This window comes from Agrobacterium sp. 10T429, assembly GCF_056393925.1.
The window spans coordinates 336880-350737 of sequence record NZ_JBFTGV010000006.1 but is presented as its reverse complement, the minus strand read 5'-3'; the positions used below and the strand labels follow the sequence as shown (position 1 = coordinate 350737).

Sequence of the window (13858 nt, the reverse complement as noted above, 5' to 3'; positions counted from 1 at the left end):
AATTTCTGGAATTTAGAACTGTTCGAAAACAAACGCGTTGCGCCAGACCTCCCTCCTAAATAAGTGGGGGTAAATTCTCAAGTTAAATGCGGGGGCGTAACATGGAATTGAAGTACCGCGGGCAGGATATGGCCGCGACGATAATAAAGGCTGGCATTTCCGTCGCTATGGCGGGAACGGCGCTCAGCGTTGCCTTGCCTGCTGTCGCGCAGCAGGCGACCGACGGAACCACCGTTCTTCAGCAGATCGTGGTGACCGCGTCCGGCTTCGAGCAGAATGTGAAGGATGCTCCGGCCAGCATCACGGTTGTGACGCGAGAAGATCTGGAAAAGGGGTCTTACCGCGATCTGACAGACGCCTTGCGCGAAGTTCAGGGCGTGTCTGTCACCGGCATTGCCAATGAGAAGGATATTTTCATTCGCGGATTGCCCGGCGCTTACACGTTGATCCTGGTTGACGGTAAGAGGCAGAGCACGCGCGATGCCCGTACCAATGGTAATTCCGGCTTCGAACAGAGTTTCGTGCCGCCGGTTTCGGCGATCGAACGCATCGAGGTCGTGCGCGGCCCGATGTCCTCTCTTTACGGTTCCGATGCCATGGGCGGCGTCATCAACATCATCACCCGCAAGGTTGGCGATGTCTGGTCTGGCTCCGTCACCAGCGAGGGTACGGTTCAGCAACATTCAAAATTCGGTAATAGCGGTCAGGTGTCCTGGTATGCCAATGGGCCGATCCTGAAGGACCGGCTGGGGCTGCAGATCTGGGGCAGGGGCTTCACGCGCGGCGAAGACCGCATATTGAATGGTACGACGAGCGCGAAGGAATATGATTTCAATGGACGTTTGACCTTCACGCCGAATGAGGATCACGACATCTATCTCGAGGCTGGCAAAGCACGGCTGCGCCGCGATGCCGAGTCCGGCGAGACGCTGGCAGCCAATGCAGACGGCACCTACAACACCAATACGCGCGACCATTGGTCATTGTCGCATACCGGCCGGTGGGGACCGACCACGTCTGAATTCTCCTTCCAGCAGGAATGGGCCGAGCGCACCAACTTCACCAGAAACTTTCGCACGGGACGCGTCACTGAAAATCCGCGCTCGCCGGAGGTTCGCAATAGCGTTCTCGACGGCAAGTTCACCACGCCGTTCGAACTGTTCGGCAACCATACTCTCGTCACCGGCGGTCAATATTTCGAGGCACAGCTGAAGGACCAGAATCCGGGACGCCGTACCGGTCGCGACGAAACTTTCTCGGCGACGCAATGGGCGCTCTTCGTCGAGGATGAATGGCGCATCGTCGATAGCTTTGCGCTGACGGGCGGCCTTCGTCTGGATAACCATGAAAAATATGGCAATCATTTCAGCCCGCGCCTTTACGGCGTCTGGAGCGCAACCGACGATCTTACGATCAAGGGCGGCATTTCAACAGGTTTCCGCGCACCGGAAATCCGCCAGATCGCACCGGGTTACGCCTATACGACTGGCGGCGGTGGGTGCACCTATGCCTCGAACGGTACCTGCGGCGTGATCATCGGCGATCCGGGTCTGGAGGCGGAAAAAAGCACGAGTTATGAATTGGCAGCACTCTGGGACAATGGTGATGTTGCCCTCGGTGCCACCTATTTCTACACAGATTTCAAGGACAAGATTTCCAACGCGCTGGTGCTCAATCCGGATGGAACGCCTGCCCGCTGGAGCGAAGATAGCAATTATCGCCTCTGGTACAATTACAATATCGACGATGCGGTCATTCAGGGCATAGAACTGACGGCAGCATGGTATGCGACGCCGGAACTGACATTGCGCGGCAACTATACCTATACGCATTCCGAACAGAAGACGGGCGATTACGAGGGTTTTCCGCTGGCGCGGACGCCGGAGCACATGGCCAATCTGAGAGGCGAATGGGTCACCCCGGTGGACGGGCTGGAAGCCTGGGCCTCGGTGAATTATCACGGATCGGAAATCAATGCGGGTCCGCGCATCGGTACGAACGGCAAACCGGTTACGATCAACGGCAAGGCCGGGCGTAAATATGACGCTTACACCACCCTCGACATCGGGGCGAAATATGCGGTGGCCGAAAATGTCGATCTCAACGCGGCGGTTTACAATGTATTCGACAAGGAAGTCGGCGCTGACGATTTCAACACGGTCATGGAAGGCCGCCGCTTCTGGATCAGCATGACCGCCAAATTCTGATCCGCGATATTTATGAATTCAGAGGCGCCCGATGGGCGCCTCTTTTTGCCATCTATCCTATTGACCTCAACTATGGTTGAGGAATTATACCGGCTGCTCTCTAGTGTGTTTCCGCGTTTTTCAGAGCGGAGGCCGTTCAGAAAACGGAGCCGGCATGGAAAATACCATCTTTAAACACAGCCTGACGGTTGGGGAGGTTGCGCGTCGTAGTGGCGTCGCCGTTTCCACCATCCATTTTTACGAGGCGAAGGGATTGATCGAAGGCTGGCGCACCAGCGGGAACCAGCGTCGTTATCATCGCGCCGTCCTGCGGCGCATTGCCATTATCCGCATTGCGCAGCGGGCAGGCATCCAGCTCAGCATCATCAGGGACGCCTTGGCGGATTTGCCGCAGGACAGGGTGGCGACGACGGCTGACTGGCGCGTGTTCTCGCAGTCCTGGCGGGAAATGCTGCAGCTTCGTATCAACAGCCTGATTATGCTGCGCGACCAGCTTACCGGCTGTATCGGTTGCGGTTGCCTCTCACTTGATGATTGTCCCTTACGCAATCCGAACGATGTTCTGGCCGATGCTGGCGCGGGCCCGCGCCGTCTCGTATCCGTCAAATGAGCAAGGTTTCCGGCTGGCCGCTTTAAAAGCAATTGTTCCTACTCGACGTCGKCCGGAACCCAGACACTGACGCTGCCGCCATTGGTGGAAAACAGACCCTTGCCATGCTCGTCAAGGGTGATCTGTTCGTGACGGTGACCAAGGAAATCGCGCCATACAGCTCCCGCCTGCTCAGGGCCGAGATCTATCTGTTTTTCCGCCGCCTCGCCGTTCGACATCACCACAACGCAGCCCGGCTCATCGGCGGTACCGTGGCGAATAAACGCAATGCAGCTCGGGTCGTCGAAAATATCCGTCTGGGCACCGTTGGAAAAGCGGCTGCGTGCCTCGATAAGCTTCGGAAGGCATTCGATAGCCGGCATGACGATCTCATGGTCGTTGCCGTCATTGCCGGTGTCTGTATACGTCGTACCGAAAAGATCGGGATAAAAGACGCAAGGCACACCTTCTTCGCGTAGCAGAATGATCGCATAGGCCAGAGGCTTGAACCAGGGTTCTACGGGCGCTTCCAGAGATTGCAGCGGCTGCGTGTCGTGGTTGTCGACAAGCGTGACGGCGTGATCTGGAACAGCGGAAAGCAGCGAACCATCGAAGATAGTGCGCATGTCGAAATCGCCGCCCTGCTTGGAAGCGTCATGGAAGCGGTGGTGAAGGGCGACATCGAAGAGCATCAGCTGCTTGTCGACCAGATCGAGATAGCTTTTCAGCGCGTCTATATCGGGGTGCCAGTATTCCGCGACAACGAAGAGGTCGGGATTAATCGTGTCGCGCATATGGCCTACCCAGTCGCGGAAGAACCATGCCGGAATGTGTTTGGCCGCATCCAGACGGAAACCATCCACCTGTACCTGTTCGGCAAGCCACCGGCCCCAATATTTCAGTTCCTCATAGACAGCCCTGTTTCGGAATTCGACATCCGCGCCCATGAGATAATCGAAGTTGCCGTTTTCCTCGTCGACCTCCTCATTCCATTCGCCGTCGCCATATTCGTTGACGAGACGGAAAATGCCGTCCTCATCAGGCTCTTCGATATGGTCGACGCCGCTGAAGCACTTCAGGTCCCAGATGAATTTGGAATGTGTGCCGTTTCGGCCGGGAAAGGTGAAGCGCGTATAGGCGTGCGCCTCGAAATCCTCGTCCTCTATCTCGGTGCGGTCATCGGGATTGACGCGGCGAACCCGCACCTTCTCTCGTTCATCCGCGCCCATCTTGTGATTGAGAACCACGTCGTGAATGACGCGGATGCCGTTTTCCTTCAGCGTCCGACTGGCCTGTTCGAGGGCAGCGCGATCACCGTATTTGGTCGCGACTGTTCCCTTCTGGTCGAATTCGCCAAGGTCGAAGAGATCATAGGTATCGTAACCTACCGAAAAACCGCCCGCAGAACCCTTGTAGGCCGGCGGTAGCCAGACGTCGGTAATACCCATTCGGGCAAGGCTTTCCGCCTTTTCGGCCACCTCGCTCCATAATTTCCCTCCGTCCGGATAGTACCAATGGAAGAATTGAAGCAAGGTGCGTCCGGCCATATTTCCCTCATGATGGTTAGCAGGTCGCGCCATAAACGGCCCGGCGGCGAAAGGGTTCCGCCACCGTATTGACCAAACTTCGATTGTGAGGGGACCACCTTCCCTGATCGGTCCGGTGGCCTGGTCTATGCGTTATTCCGCAATTTCGAGAAGTGCCGCGCCCGCCTGAAGATAGTCGCCTTCCTTGACGATCAGGCGGACCTTGCCGGCCTTCGTCGCCACGATTTGCGTTTCCATTTTCATCGCTTCCATGACGGCCAGAAGATCGCCTTTGGAAACAGTTTCGCCATTGGTCACCTTGAACGATTGCAAGGTGCCGGAAACGGGAGCGATAATTTCACCTTCCTTCTCCTTGACCGACGCGCCGGGGGCAGCGGCATTGCCGCCGCTGACAGCGCCGAGGCCGGAGAGCAGCAGGTTCGGCAGGCCGACAGAAACACGCTTGCCGTCGATTTCCAGAAAGGTGCGCGTGATGGAAGGGTCTTCAGCCGGTGCAGGACGTTCCATGGCGTCAGGCATGGCGGCGAAATCGGTCTCGATCCAGCGGGTATGAACCTTGAAACCGTCGGTGCCGATGAAGTCGTCCGTCTCGATTGCGGCGCGATGGAACGGCAGAACCGTGGCAATGCCTTCGATACGGAATTCTTTCAGCGCGCGGCGCGCGCGGCGCAGAACCTGATCGCGGTCGGTACCCGTAACGATGAGCTTCGCCATCAGCGAGTCGAATACGCCAGGCACGCTGGAGCCGCTGACGACGCCGCTATCCATACGGATGCCGGGGCCGGAAGGAGCATCGAAAATCGAGATCGTGCCGGGTGTTGGCAGGAATCCTCGGCCGGGATCTTCGGCATTGATGCGGAATTCCATAGAGTGGCCGCGCGGTTCCGGCGTTTCAACCACCCGCAGGGTGTGGCCCTCGGCGATGCGGAACTGCTCGATGACGAGATCGATACCGGTGGTTTCCTCGGTAACGGGATGTTCCACCTGCAGGCGCGTATTGACCTCCAGGAAAGAAATCGTGCCATCAACGCCGAGCAGGAATTCGACGGTGCCGGCACCGGAATAGCCCGCGGCGGCACAGATCGCCTTTGCCGCGTCGTGGATTTTTTGTCGCTGTTCGGCCGACAGGAACGGGGCCGGAGCCTCCTCTATCAGCTTCTGGTTTCGACGTTGCAGCGAGCAATCGCGGGTGCCCAGCACCAACACATTGCCGTGCTTGTCGGCCAAAACCTGCGCCTCGATATGGCGGGGCCGGTCGAGGAAGCGTTCGAGAAAGCACTCGCCGCGACCGAAAGCGGCGGTCGCTTCGCGAACGGCGGATTCGTAGAGATCGGCGATCTCTTCCATCTTCCATGCGACCTTCAGGCCGCGCCCACCACCGCCATGCGCTGCCTTGATGGCGACGGGCAGGCCGTATTCTTCGGCAAAAGCGGTGACTTCGGCGGCGGTAGAGACGGGGCCGTCACTGCCGGCGACCAGCGGCGCGCCGACGCTGGTGGCGATGCGCCGCGCTTCCACTTTATCGCCCAGCGCTTCAATGACATGTGGGTCGGGGCCGATCCAGCTAAGGCCGGCATCGATAACCGCCTGCGCAAATTCGGCGCGTTCGGACAAAAAGCCGTAACCGGGATGCACGGCATCCGCGCCGGCGCGTTTGGCAATCGCGATCAGCTTGGCGATATCGAGATAGGTTTCGGCGGGGCGGACGCCTTCCAGCGCATAGGCCTCATCCGCCAACCGAACGAATAGCGCATCCTGATCGGGATCGGCATAAACGGCAACCGATTGCAGGCCGTAATCACGGCATGCGCGTATGATCCGCACCGCGATCTCGCCGCGATTGGCAATCAGCACTTTTTTCATCGCTATTCTCCCTACAGACTTTTAGCCGCCGCGATTTCGGCAAAAGGGCCGATCGGGCGGAACTTGATTTTGGCATTGACGGGGATTTGCCCCGCAAGATCGAGATGGTATTCCGCGACCGCGCCGATGACGGGATAGCCGCCGGTCAACGGGTGGTCGGCAAGGAAGAGAACGGGCTGACCGCTATGGGGAATCTGGATTGCTCCGGTGGCCGTGCCTTCGCTCGGCAATTCGGCACTGTCCCTGCGCTCCATCGGCACTTCGCCGGCAAGGCGGATGCCGACGCGGTTCGATTGCGGCGTGACCTGCCAGAGCTGGCCGGTCAGCGTATCGAGGCCCTTTTGCGTGAACCAGTCGGTACGCGGTCCGAGAACCACGTCGAGCGTCACAATATCGCCGGTTGCCGGCGGATCGAAGGCCGGAGCCTCGTCGACAGACACGCTGGAAAGTCCTGTCTTTTCGCCCTTCAGCGGCAGAGTAGTGCCCGCAGTCACGCTTTCTGGACCGACTACGGCGAGCGTATCCGTCGCATAGCTGCCCAGCACGGGCTCGACATCGAACCCGCCACGCACAGCAAGATAACAGCGCATGCCCTTCGGCGGCTGACCCAAGGTTACGATATCGCCGGGTTCGAGAGACACGGGAACATGGGGTTGTGCGGTGAAACTGCGATCTGCGGTCTTGACGGTGATGGGGCAGGGCGCGCCCGCAATGCCGATGACGGCGCGGCTCGTGCTTTTGAAGGAAAAGCCGCCGAGCGTCAGCTCGAGACACGGCGAGTTGACGGGATTGCCGACGATACGGTTGGCGGCGTTAAACGCGCCACGATCCAGTGCGCCGGAGGCGGAGACGCCCTGTCCGGTTTGGCCGAAGCGGCCGAGATCCTGGAAAATGGCGGGCATGGGGGCCGCGAGCACCTCGAAATGCGGGCCTTCTCTTGTCATCTCAGGGCGGGCGGTGCGCGGCGCTGAGGTGGGAACATCAACCGTTCTTCCGGCCTTGTCCATATCGAAGAAACGCACGCGATAACCCGGCTGGAAAAGCGCGCCGGGATCACGGTCTATATTCCACATCTTCACCGGTGTGGTGCCGATGATCTGCCAGCCGCCGGGGCTGTTTTGCGGATAGACGCCGCTGAAGGCGCCAGCCAGCGCCACCGAACCCGCCGGAATGCGGGTACGCGGGCTTTGCCGGCGCGGCACGTGAAGAGCCGTGTCGCCGCCAACCAGATAACCGAAGCCGGGCGCGAAACCGCAGAAGGCCACGGTGAATTCGCTTTCGGTATGGCGGCGGATGACTTCGTCGACGCTCATGCCGGTCAGTTCGGCAACGTCGGCCAGATCTTCGCCGTTATAATGGACGGGGATTTCCACCAGATTGTCCGAGGGCGCGATTTTTGCGGAGAGATCGCGGCTGGAAAGCCGTGCAACCAGCGCCTCTGCGCCAATCTTTTCGGGGCGGAAACGGATCATCAGGGTGCGGGCAGCCGGAACCGTTTCGTCGATGCCCTCGATAGGATCGTTCTGAAGCGAGGCGAACAGCGCCAGCGTTTCATCGAGATCGGCAAGTTCGACGAGAATGGTGGTGAGGCTGACGGGGAGAAAACGCATCATATCCTCACGCGTGATAGGCAGAATCGGGAATGTCGGTGATGAACATGTGCCCGGGCGCATGGGTAATCGCGAACGGCACGCCGGACGCCATGACTGCAGCCTGAGGCGTCACGCCGCAGGCCCAGAAAACTGGAACCTCGCCGGGTTCGATCCGCACCGCATCACCGAAATCCGGTTTCGCGAGATCCGATATGCCGATTTCTTCCGGCGCGCCGACATGCACGGGCGCACCGTGAACCGCCGGAAAACGTCCTGAAATTGTCGCGGCATCGGCCACGCGCGAAGCCGGGATCGGTCGCATGGAAACGACCATGTTGCCCTTAAATCGGCCGGCCGGCCGGCAGGGGCGGTTGGTCAGATACATCGGAACGTTGCTTTTGTCGGTCATGTGACGGATTTCGATACCCGCTTCGACCATCGGCGTTTCAAAGGTAAAACTGCAACCGATCAGGAAAGCGACGAGATCGTCACGCTCTGCCCAGGCGGCGGTCGCATCCGCCGTTTCCTCGGCAAGTTTGCCGTCACGCCAGATACGGTAAAGCGGCAGGTCGGTCCTGAGATCGGCACCGGGGGCAAGAAGCGTGGTTGGTGAGCCGGGATCTGAAACATCGAGCACCGGGCAGGGCTTGGGATTACGCTGCGCATAAAGCAGGAAATCGAAGGCCCAGTCGCGCGGCAGCACGATCATGTTGGCCTGCGTGAAACCGGGAGCGATGCCGGAGGTCGGTGCAACGAGGCCGCCACGATAATCGGCGCGGGCCGTCCGGGCGGCATCCGCATTGGTGTGGCTCAGAAAGGATAAGGGTATCGTCATTGGTCGCCCTTTTAGAGAATGGATGCAAAAGAGCGGATTTCGATGCCCTCGGCTTCGAAACGGCGGCGGATTTCCTGGGCGATCGCCACCGCGCCGGGGCTGTCGCCATGCACGCAGATGGATTGTGCTTCAATCTTGATGCTGCTGCCGTCGATGGCTTCGAGTGTTCCTTCGCGGGCAAGCTGCACCATCCGGTCGGCGATTTTGGCAGCGTCGTGCAGTACGGCGCCCGCCTCGCGGCGCGAGACGAGTTGGCCTTCTGGCGTATAGGCGCGGTCAGCGAAGGCTTCCGCGACGACGGCAAGGCCTGCCTTGCGGGCGAGATCGAGGATGGGCGCATTGGCAAGGCCCATCAGCACCAGCGAGGCATCGACGGCCTTTATACCGTCGATGACCGCTTGTCCCTGTTTCGCGTCATTGGCGATGCGGTTGTAAAGCGCGCCATGTGGCTTCACGTAACGCACCGTGGTTCCGGCTGCGGCGGCGACACCCTTTAGTGCACCGATCTGGTAGATGACATCGGCGATCAGCTCTTCGGAGGTCACATCCAGATCGCGGCGGCCAAAGCCGACGCGGTCCGGGTAGGAAACATGGGCGCCGACGACCACGCCTTTTTCGGCAGCGGCCTTAACGGTGCGGTAAATCCCGGCCGGGTCACCTGCGTGAAATCCGCAGGCGATATTGGCGCTGGAAACGATGGCAAGCATCGCCTCGTCATCTCCCATGCGCCACGCGCCGTAACTTTCGCCAAGATCACTGTTGAGATCGATAGCGGCCATGTTTGCCTCCCTTTAGAGCATTTCCAGCAAAAGTGCGTAGCGGTTTTGCGTCGGGAAAATGCGTAATAACAAATATATAGAGCGTTTCCGCTTTTCTCCGAAATGCGGAAACGCTCTAGTTTATTACAGGCCGAGCAGGCCAAAAATGGTGCCGGCGGACTTGTAGCCCATGTACCACGTCAATGCGCATGTCAGAACGCCAAGCCCGAGCAGAATGCGCGAGTAGCGATGGCCGCCCATCAGGTCTTCGCGCTTCCATGCGGCAAACAGGAAGATGCTGAGGCCGATGGGCAGGATAAGACCGTTCAGGCCGCCGACGAAGACCAGCATGGCGGCGGGCGGCGTCGTGATGAGCAGGTAGCAGACGAGCGAGACAGCGATGAAGATGACCGTCGCCATGTTGCGGGCGCGTTCCGTCATGTCCTGCTTGAACACGGGCAGGAACGAGACGGAGGTATACGCCGCGCCGATGACGCTTGTGATGGCCGCAGCCCAGAAGATGATGCCAAATAGACGGAAGCCGAGATCGCCCGCGGCCGACCGGAAAGCCTGTGCGGCGGGATTGGCGGCCTGGCCCGATGTATCGATGACGACGCCGCTGGCGACAACGCCGAGAATGGCGAGGAACAGCACGTAACGCATGATGCCGGTGACAGCGATGCCGGTCAGAGCGGCGCGGTTGACGGCGGGCAGGTTTTCAATGCCGACCATTCCCCGGTCCAGCAGGCGGTGCGCGCCGGAATAGGTGATGTAGCCGCCAACGGTGCCGCCGACGATGGTGGTGATGGTCGCGAAATTGATTGTGTCCGGCAGGAATGTCTGGCGGAAGGCATCACCGACCGGCGGCGCGGATACGAATGCAACGTAGAGCGTCAGCACGATCATCAGGATACCGGCGAAAATGATGAACCGGTCGACGGCGAGGCCAGCCCGTTTGGAAACGAAGATGGCGATGGAAAAGATTGCGCTGATGGCGCCGCCGATTTTCGGATCGAGCCCGAAGATGGCGTTCAGGCCGAGGCCGGTGCCGCCAATATTGCCGATATTAAAGAAAAGGCCGCCGATGATGACGAGAATGGCGAGAAGATAGCCGGAGCCCGGAATGGCAGCATTGGCGATGTCGGACGCACGCATGCGCGTCAGCGTTACGATGCGCCAGATGTTGAGCTGAACGACGAAGTCTATGAGGATGGAAGCAAGAATGCCGAAGGCGAATGCGGCACCAAGCTGCATGGTGAATGTCGCCGTCTGCGTGATGAAGCCGGGACCGATGGCAGATGTTGCCATCAGGAAGATTGCTCCCAGAAGAGATGCACGTTTTGACATTTTGAGATCGGCAGTCGGGGTGAGCTTTTTCTGCTCCATGGATTTTCTCCGCTCCTGTCGCAATCCGCCCCTCGCGGATGCTTTATGCCACCGATCTTGTCTTGTTCCGTGAGATTGTCAATATTGTTCAACAATAAATGATAATCGTTCTTTTATTTTGTCTATTTGTTGGACGTTATGAGTATGAATTCATCACGTTTTTTTGGCGCTTTGCTGAAGCTTTGTGCTATGGGCAATCATGCCGTGTCCGAACATGCCTGTCACGGAATTCCCAACGTTGCATTGCTCTTAAGGAAAGCGCCATGACGGAAACGATAGAGGGTCTGCCGCTTGCGGATCGATTGGCAAAGGGTATTCGCACCCTGCTGATCTCCGGTGAACTGATGCCGGGCCAGCGTCTTTCGGAAGCAGCCTTCAGCGAACGTTTCGAGGTCTCCCGCAATTCGCTGCGTGAAGCCTTTCGTCTCCTGACCAAGGATGGTCTGCTGCGTCACGAGGCCAATCGCGGCGTTTTTGTCGCCGTTCCCACCCTGGCTTCGGTGATTGATATTTACAGGGTGCGGCGCATGGTGGAATGCGGGGCGCTGCGTCAGGCCTGGCACAAGCACCCGGCCATCCGGACAATGCGCACGGCGGTCGATGATGCCAGGATAAAGCGCGACCAGGCAGACTGGTTAGGCGTGGGCAGCGCCAACATGAAGTTTCACGCCGCCGTAGTCGACCTTCTCGACAGCGCTCGTCTCAGCGATTTTTACGAGCGAATCGCCGCTGAGCTCAGGCTTTGTTTCGGCCTGCTGAAAGACCCGGAACAGCTCCATTCCCCCTTTGTGGACATGAACAGCAAAATCCTGTCGCTGATGGAAGAGGGCAAGGCGGCTGAGGCCGGTGACGAGATGGAAATCTATCTCAATCTTTCCGAGCGGACGGTTTTGAAGGCGCTCGAACGGGCGTCCTGAGAAATCAGGCGGAGCGGGATGAAAACGTCCCTTTCACGTCCGCTCCATTTTTATATCGGCGCCTGATTGCCAAGTTTGTTGCGGTGCGTCATCAATGCCGACATGACGCTTCGCGACCTCACCATTCTCGTTATAGACGAAAACGCGATCCGCGCCTCGATCATCGAGGAGGGGCTGCGCGAGGCCGGGTATAATCGCGTGACGCTCATCCATGAAGTGCACGGCGTGGCGCGGACCATCGAGACGCTGCAGCCCGATGTCATCTTCATCGACCTTGAAAATCCCAACCGCGACATGATGGAGCATCTGTTTCAGTTGACACGCACGGTCGGCCGGCCGATCGCCATGTTTGTCGACCGCTCCGATACCGCGTCCATCGAGGCGGCCGTTGAGGCTGGTGTTTCCGCCTATGTCGTTGACGGGCTGAAGAAAGAACGCGTCAAACCCATCCTCGATATGGCGGTCAGCCGCTTCAACGCTTTCAGCCGTCTGCGACAGGAACTTGCCGAAGCAAAATCGGCGCTTGAGGAGCGCAAGGTCATCGAGCGCGCCAAAGGCATTTTGATGAAAATGCGTGGCCTGTCCGAAGAGGAGGCTTTTGCGCTTCTGCGGCAAACGGCGATGAACGAGAAAAAGAAAATATCCGAGATCGCGCAAAGCGTGGTCACCGCGGCCGGTCTGTTGATGTAACGAACCCGCCGGCGGGACAGTCGAGGAGTGTATGATATGGCGGCACAGGAAAAATCGGCCGGTTCAAAAGCGGGCGCGCCGGCAATTGTTGGCAGCGACCGGCAAAAAATCCTGCGGGCAGGTTTTATTCCTCTTGTCGATGCGTCCGTCCTCATTGCTGCGGCGGAATTCGGCTTTGCCGAGCGCGAAGGCCTGACGCTCGATCTCGTCAAGGATGTGTCCTGGGCGAATGTGCGCGACCGGCTGGCATTCCGGCAATTCGACATTGCCCATATGCTGTCGCCGATGCCGGTTGCCTCCATGCTCGGACTCGGCTCGAACCCTTCGCCGACGATCACGCCGTTTTCACTTGGGCGCGGCGGCAATGCGATAACGCTTTCGACGCGGCTTTTTGCCCGGATGAAGGCGTTGACGGGGCTTTCCGAAACGGCGGGGGCGCTGGAAAATGCGAAGGCCTTAAAGCAGGTGCTGGATGACATGCGAGCGCGGGGCGAATCTACACCGACGCTCGGCATGACCTACCCGTTTTCCTCGCACAATTACGAATTTCGCTATTGGCTCGCCGCTGGCGGCATTCATCCCGATCACGACGTCAAACTGGTGGTCGTACCACCGCCATTGACGTCGGATGCATTGGCGGCGGGCGCCATAGATGGTTTCTGTGTCGGTGCGCCGTGGAACATCGTTGCCGCCGAGCGCGGTGTGGGCAGGATCGTCGCTGCCAAGCAGGATTTGTGGCCGTCTGCGCCGGAAAAAGTGATCGGGATGCGGCCTGAATGGGCCGAAAGCCAGCAGGAAACGGTCAGCCGGCTGCTCACGGCGCTCGATGCCGCCGCACGTTGGTGCGACCTTGCGGAGAATCACGATGATCTGAGCAGGACACTTGCCGATCCGCGTTATATCGGTGCGCCGCAAAGCATCATCCGCCATGTGCTTGCCGGTGAATTCAACATCGACAGCCAGGGCAACCGCCGGGTTATCGACAAATATTTCCTCTTCCACGGCGGCCATGCCAATTATCCGCGCCAGAGCCAGGCACTGTGGATTTACAGCCAGATGATCCGCTGGGGGCAGACGGAGTTTTCGCAAGGTGGTGTGGAGGCCACCCTGTCCGCTTACCGTCCAGATATTTATCGGGCGGCACTGGGCGATGCCAATGCGCCAGATGATGCCGATATTCGGGTCGAAGGGCAGGAGGCGGGTGACCGGTTCGTGGACGGTTTTGTTTTCGATCCCGCAGACGTTACTGGCTATGTGAATGGCTTTTCCGTGCGCAGTTCTGCCTCGTTTTCCATCTCCCAAGGCGAGGCCTGACAGCCGTCGGCCGGGCAAGCTGCGCAAATTTCAAGCTCGGAATTTATCCATCTGCGCAAACCATAGACAAAATTTCTAATGATTAAAATTTAATCGTCCGATTCAATCTCGGAAATTCCGTTTTTTTCCAAGGCGATAGCTTCCATAAGTAAAACTGGCA

General features: G+C 58.9%; 11 protein-coding genes. 5 read left to right on the top strand and 6 right to left on the bottom strand.

What is annotated here, in order from left to right:
- Nucleotides 1-101: 101 nt before the first annotated feature.
- Complete coding sequence (locus tag AC1DCP_RS16360) at nt 102-2207, top strand: TonB-dependent receptor domain-containing protein (protein WP_476774441.1); 2106 nt, start codon at nt 102-104, stop codon at nt 2205-2207.
- 154 nt (nt 2208-2361) lie between these two features.
- The gene (gene soxR / locus AC1DCP_RS16355) at nt 2362-2817 is read left to right on the top strand and encodes a redox-sensitive transcriptional activator SoxR (RefSeq protein WP_003511623.1); all 456 of its coding nucleotides are present in this window, start codon (nt 2362-2364) and stop codon (nt 2815-2817) included.
- A gap of 38 nt (nt 2818-2855) precedes the next feature.
- On the opposite strand, the gene amyA is transcribed toward soxR, so the two are convergent.
- The 6 genes from amyA to AC1DCP_RS16325 form a co-directional block, all read right to left on the bottom strand.
- A complete protein-coding gene (gene amyA, locus AC1DCP_RS16350; RefSeq protein ID WP_476774440.1) occupies nt 2856-4343 on the bottom strand; it encodes an alpha-amylase in 1488 nt (495 codons plus the stop codon).
- Between the two features lie 132 nt (nt 4344-4475).
- Nucleotides 4476-6206 (bottom strand): acetyl/propionyl/methylcrotonyl-CoA carboxylase subunit alpha, encoded by a 1731-nt coding sequence (locus AC1DCP_RS16345; protein WP_065660400.1) that lies wholly within the window; start codon nt 6204-6206, stop codon nt 4476-4478.
- Nucleotides 6207-6217: 11 nt separating this feature from the next.
- A complete protein-coding gene (locus AC1DCP_RS16340; protein ID WP_476774439.1) occupies nt 6218-7816 on the bottom strand; it encodes a 5-oxoprolinase subunit B/C family protein in 1599 nt (532 codons plus the stop codon).
- A gap of 7 nt (nt 7817-7823) precedes the next feature.
- Nucleotides 7824-8633: a putative hydro-lyase gene (locus AC1DCP_RS16335; protein WP_003511619.1), complete on the bottom strand. Its 810-nt coding sequence runs from the start codon at nt 8631-8633 to the stop codon at nt 7824-7826.
- Between the two features lie 11 nt (nt 8634-8644).
- Nucleotides 8645-9412, bottom strand: coding sequence for a LamB/YcsF family protein (locus AC1DCP_RS16330; protein ID WP_003511617.1), 768 nt, complete (start codon nt 9410-9412; stop codon nt 8645-8647).
- 123 nt (nt 9413-9535) lie between these two features.
- A complete protein-coding gene (locus tag AC1DCP_RS16325; RefSeq protein ID WP_003511614.1) occupies nt 9536-10777 on the bottom strand; it encodes an NRAMP family divalent metal transporter in 1242 nt (413 codons plus the stop codon).
- Between the two features lie 263 nt (nt 10778-11040).
- Here AC1DCP_RS16325 and AC1DCP_RS16320 point away from each other — a divergent pair, with 263 nt between their 5' ends.
- The 3 genes from AC1DCP_RS16320 to AC1DCP_RS16310 all read left to right on the top strand — a co-directional run bounded on the left by AC1DCP_RS16320 (nt 11041) and on the right by AC1DCP_RS16310 (nt 13698).
- On the top strand, nt 11041-11694 hold the full coding sequence (locus AC1DCP_RS16320; protein WP_003511611.1) for a GntR family transcriptional regulator: 654 nt from the start codon (nt 11041-11043) through the stop codon (nt 11692-11694).
- Between the two features lie 102 nt (nt 11695-11796).
- On the top strand, nt 11797-12384 hold the full coding sequence (locus AC1DCP_RS16315; protein WP_003511609.1) for an ANTAR domain-containing response regulator: 588 nt from the start codon (nt 11797-11799) through the stop codon (nt 12382-12384).
- A gap of 36 nt (nt 12385-12420) precedes the next feature.
- On the top strand, nt 12421-13698 hold the full coding sequence (locus tag AC1DCP_RS16310) for a CmpA/NrtA family ABC transporter substrate-binding protein (RefSeq protein WP_476774438.1): 1278 nt from the start codon (nt 12421-12423) through the stop codon (nt 13696-13698).
- The last annotated feature ends 160 nt before the right edge of the window (nt 13699-13858 follow it).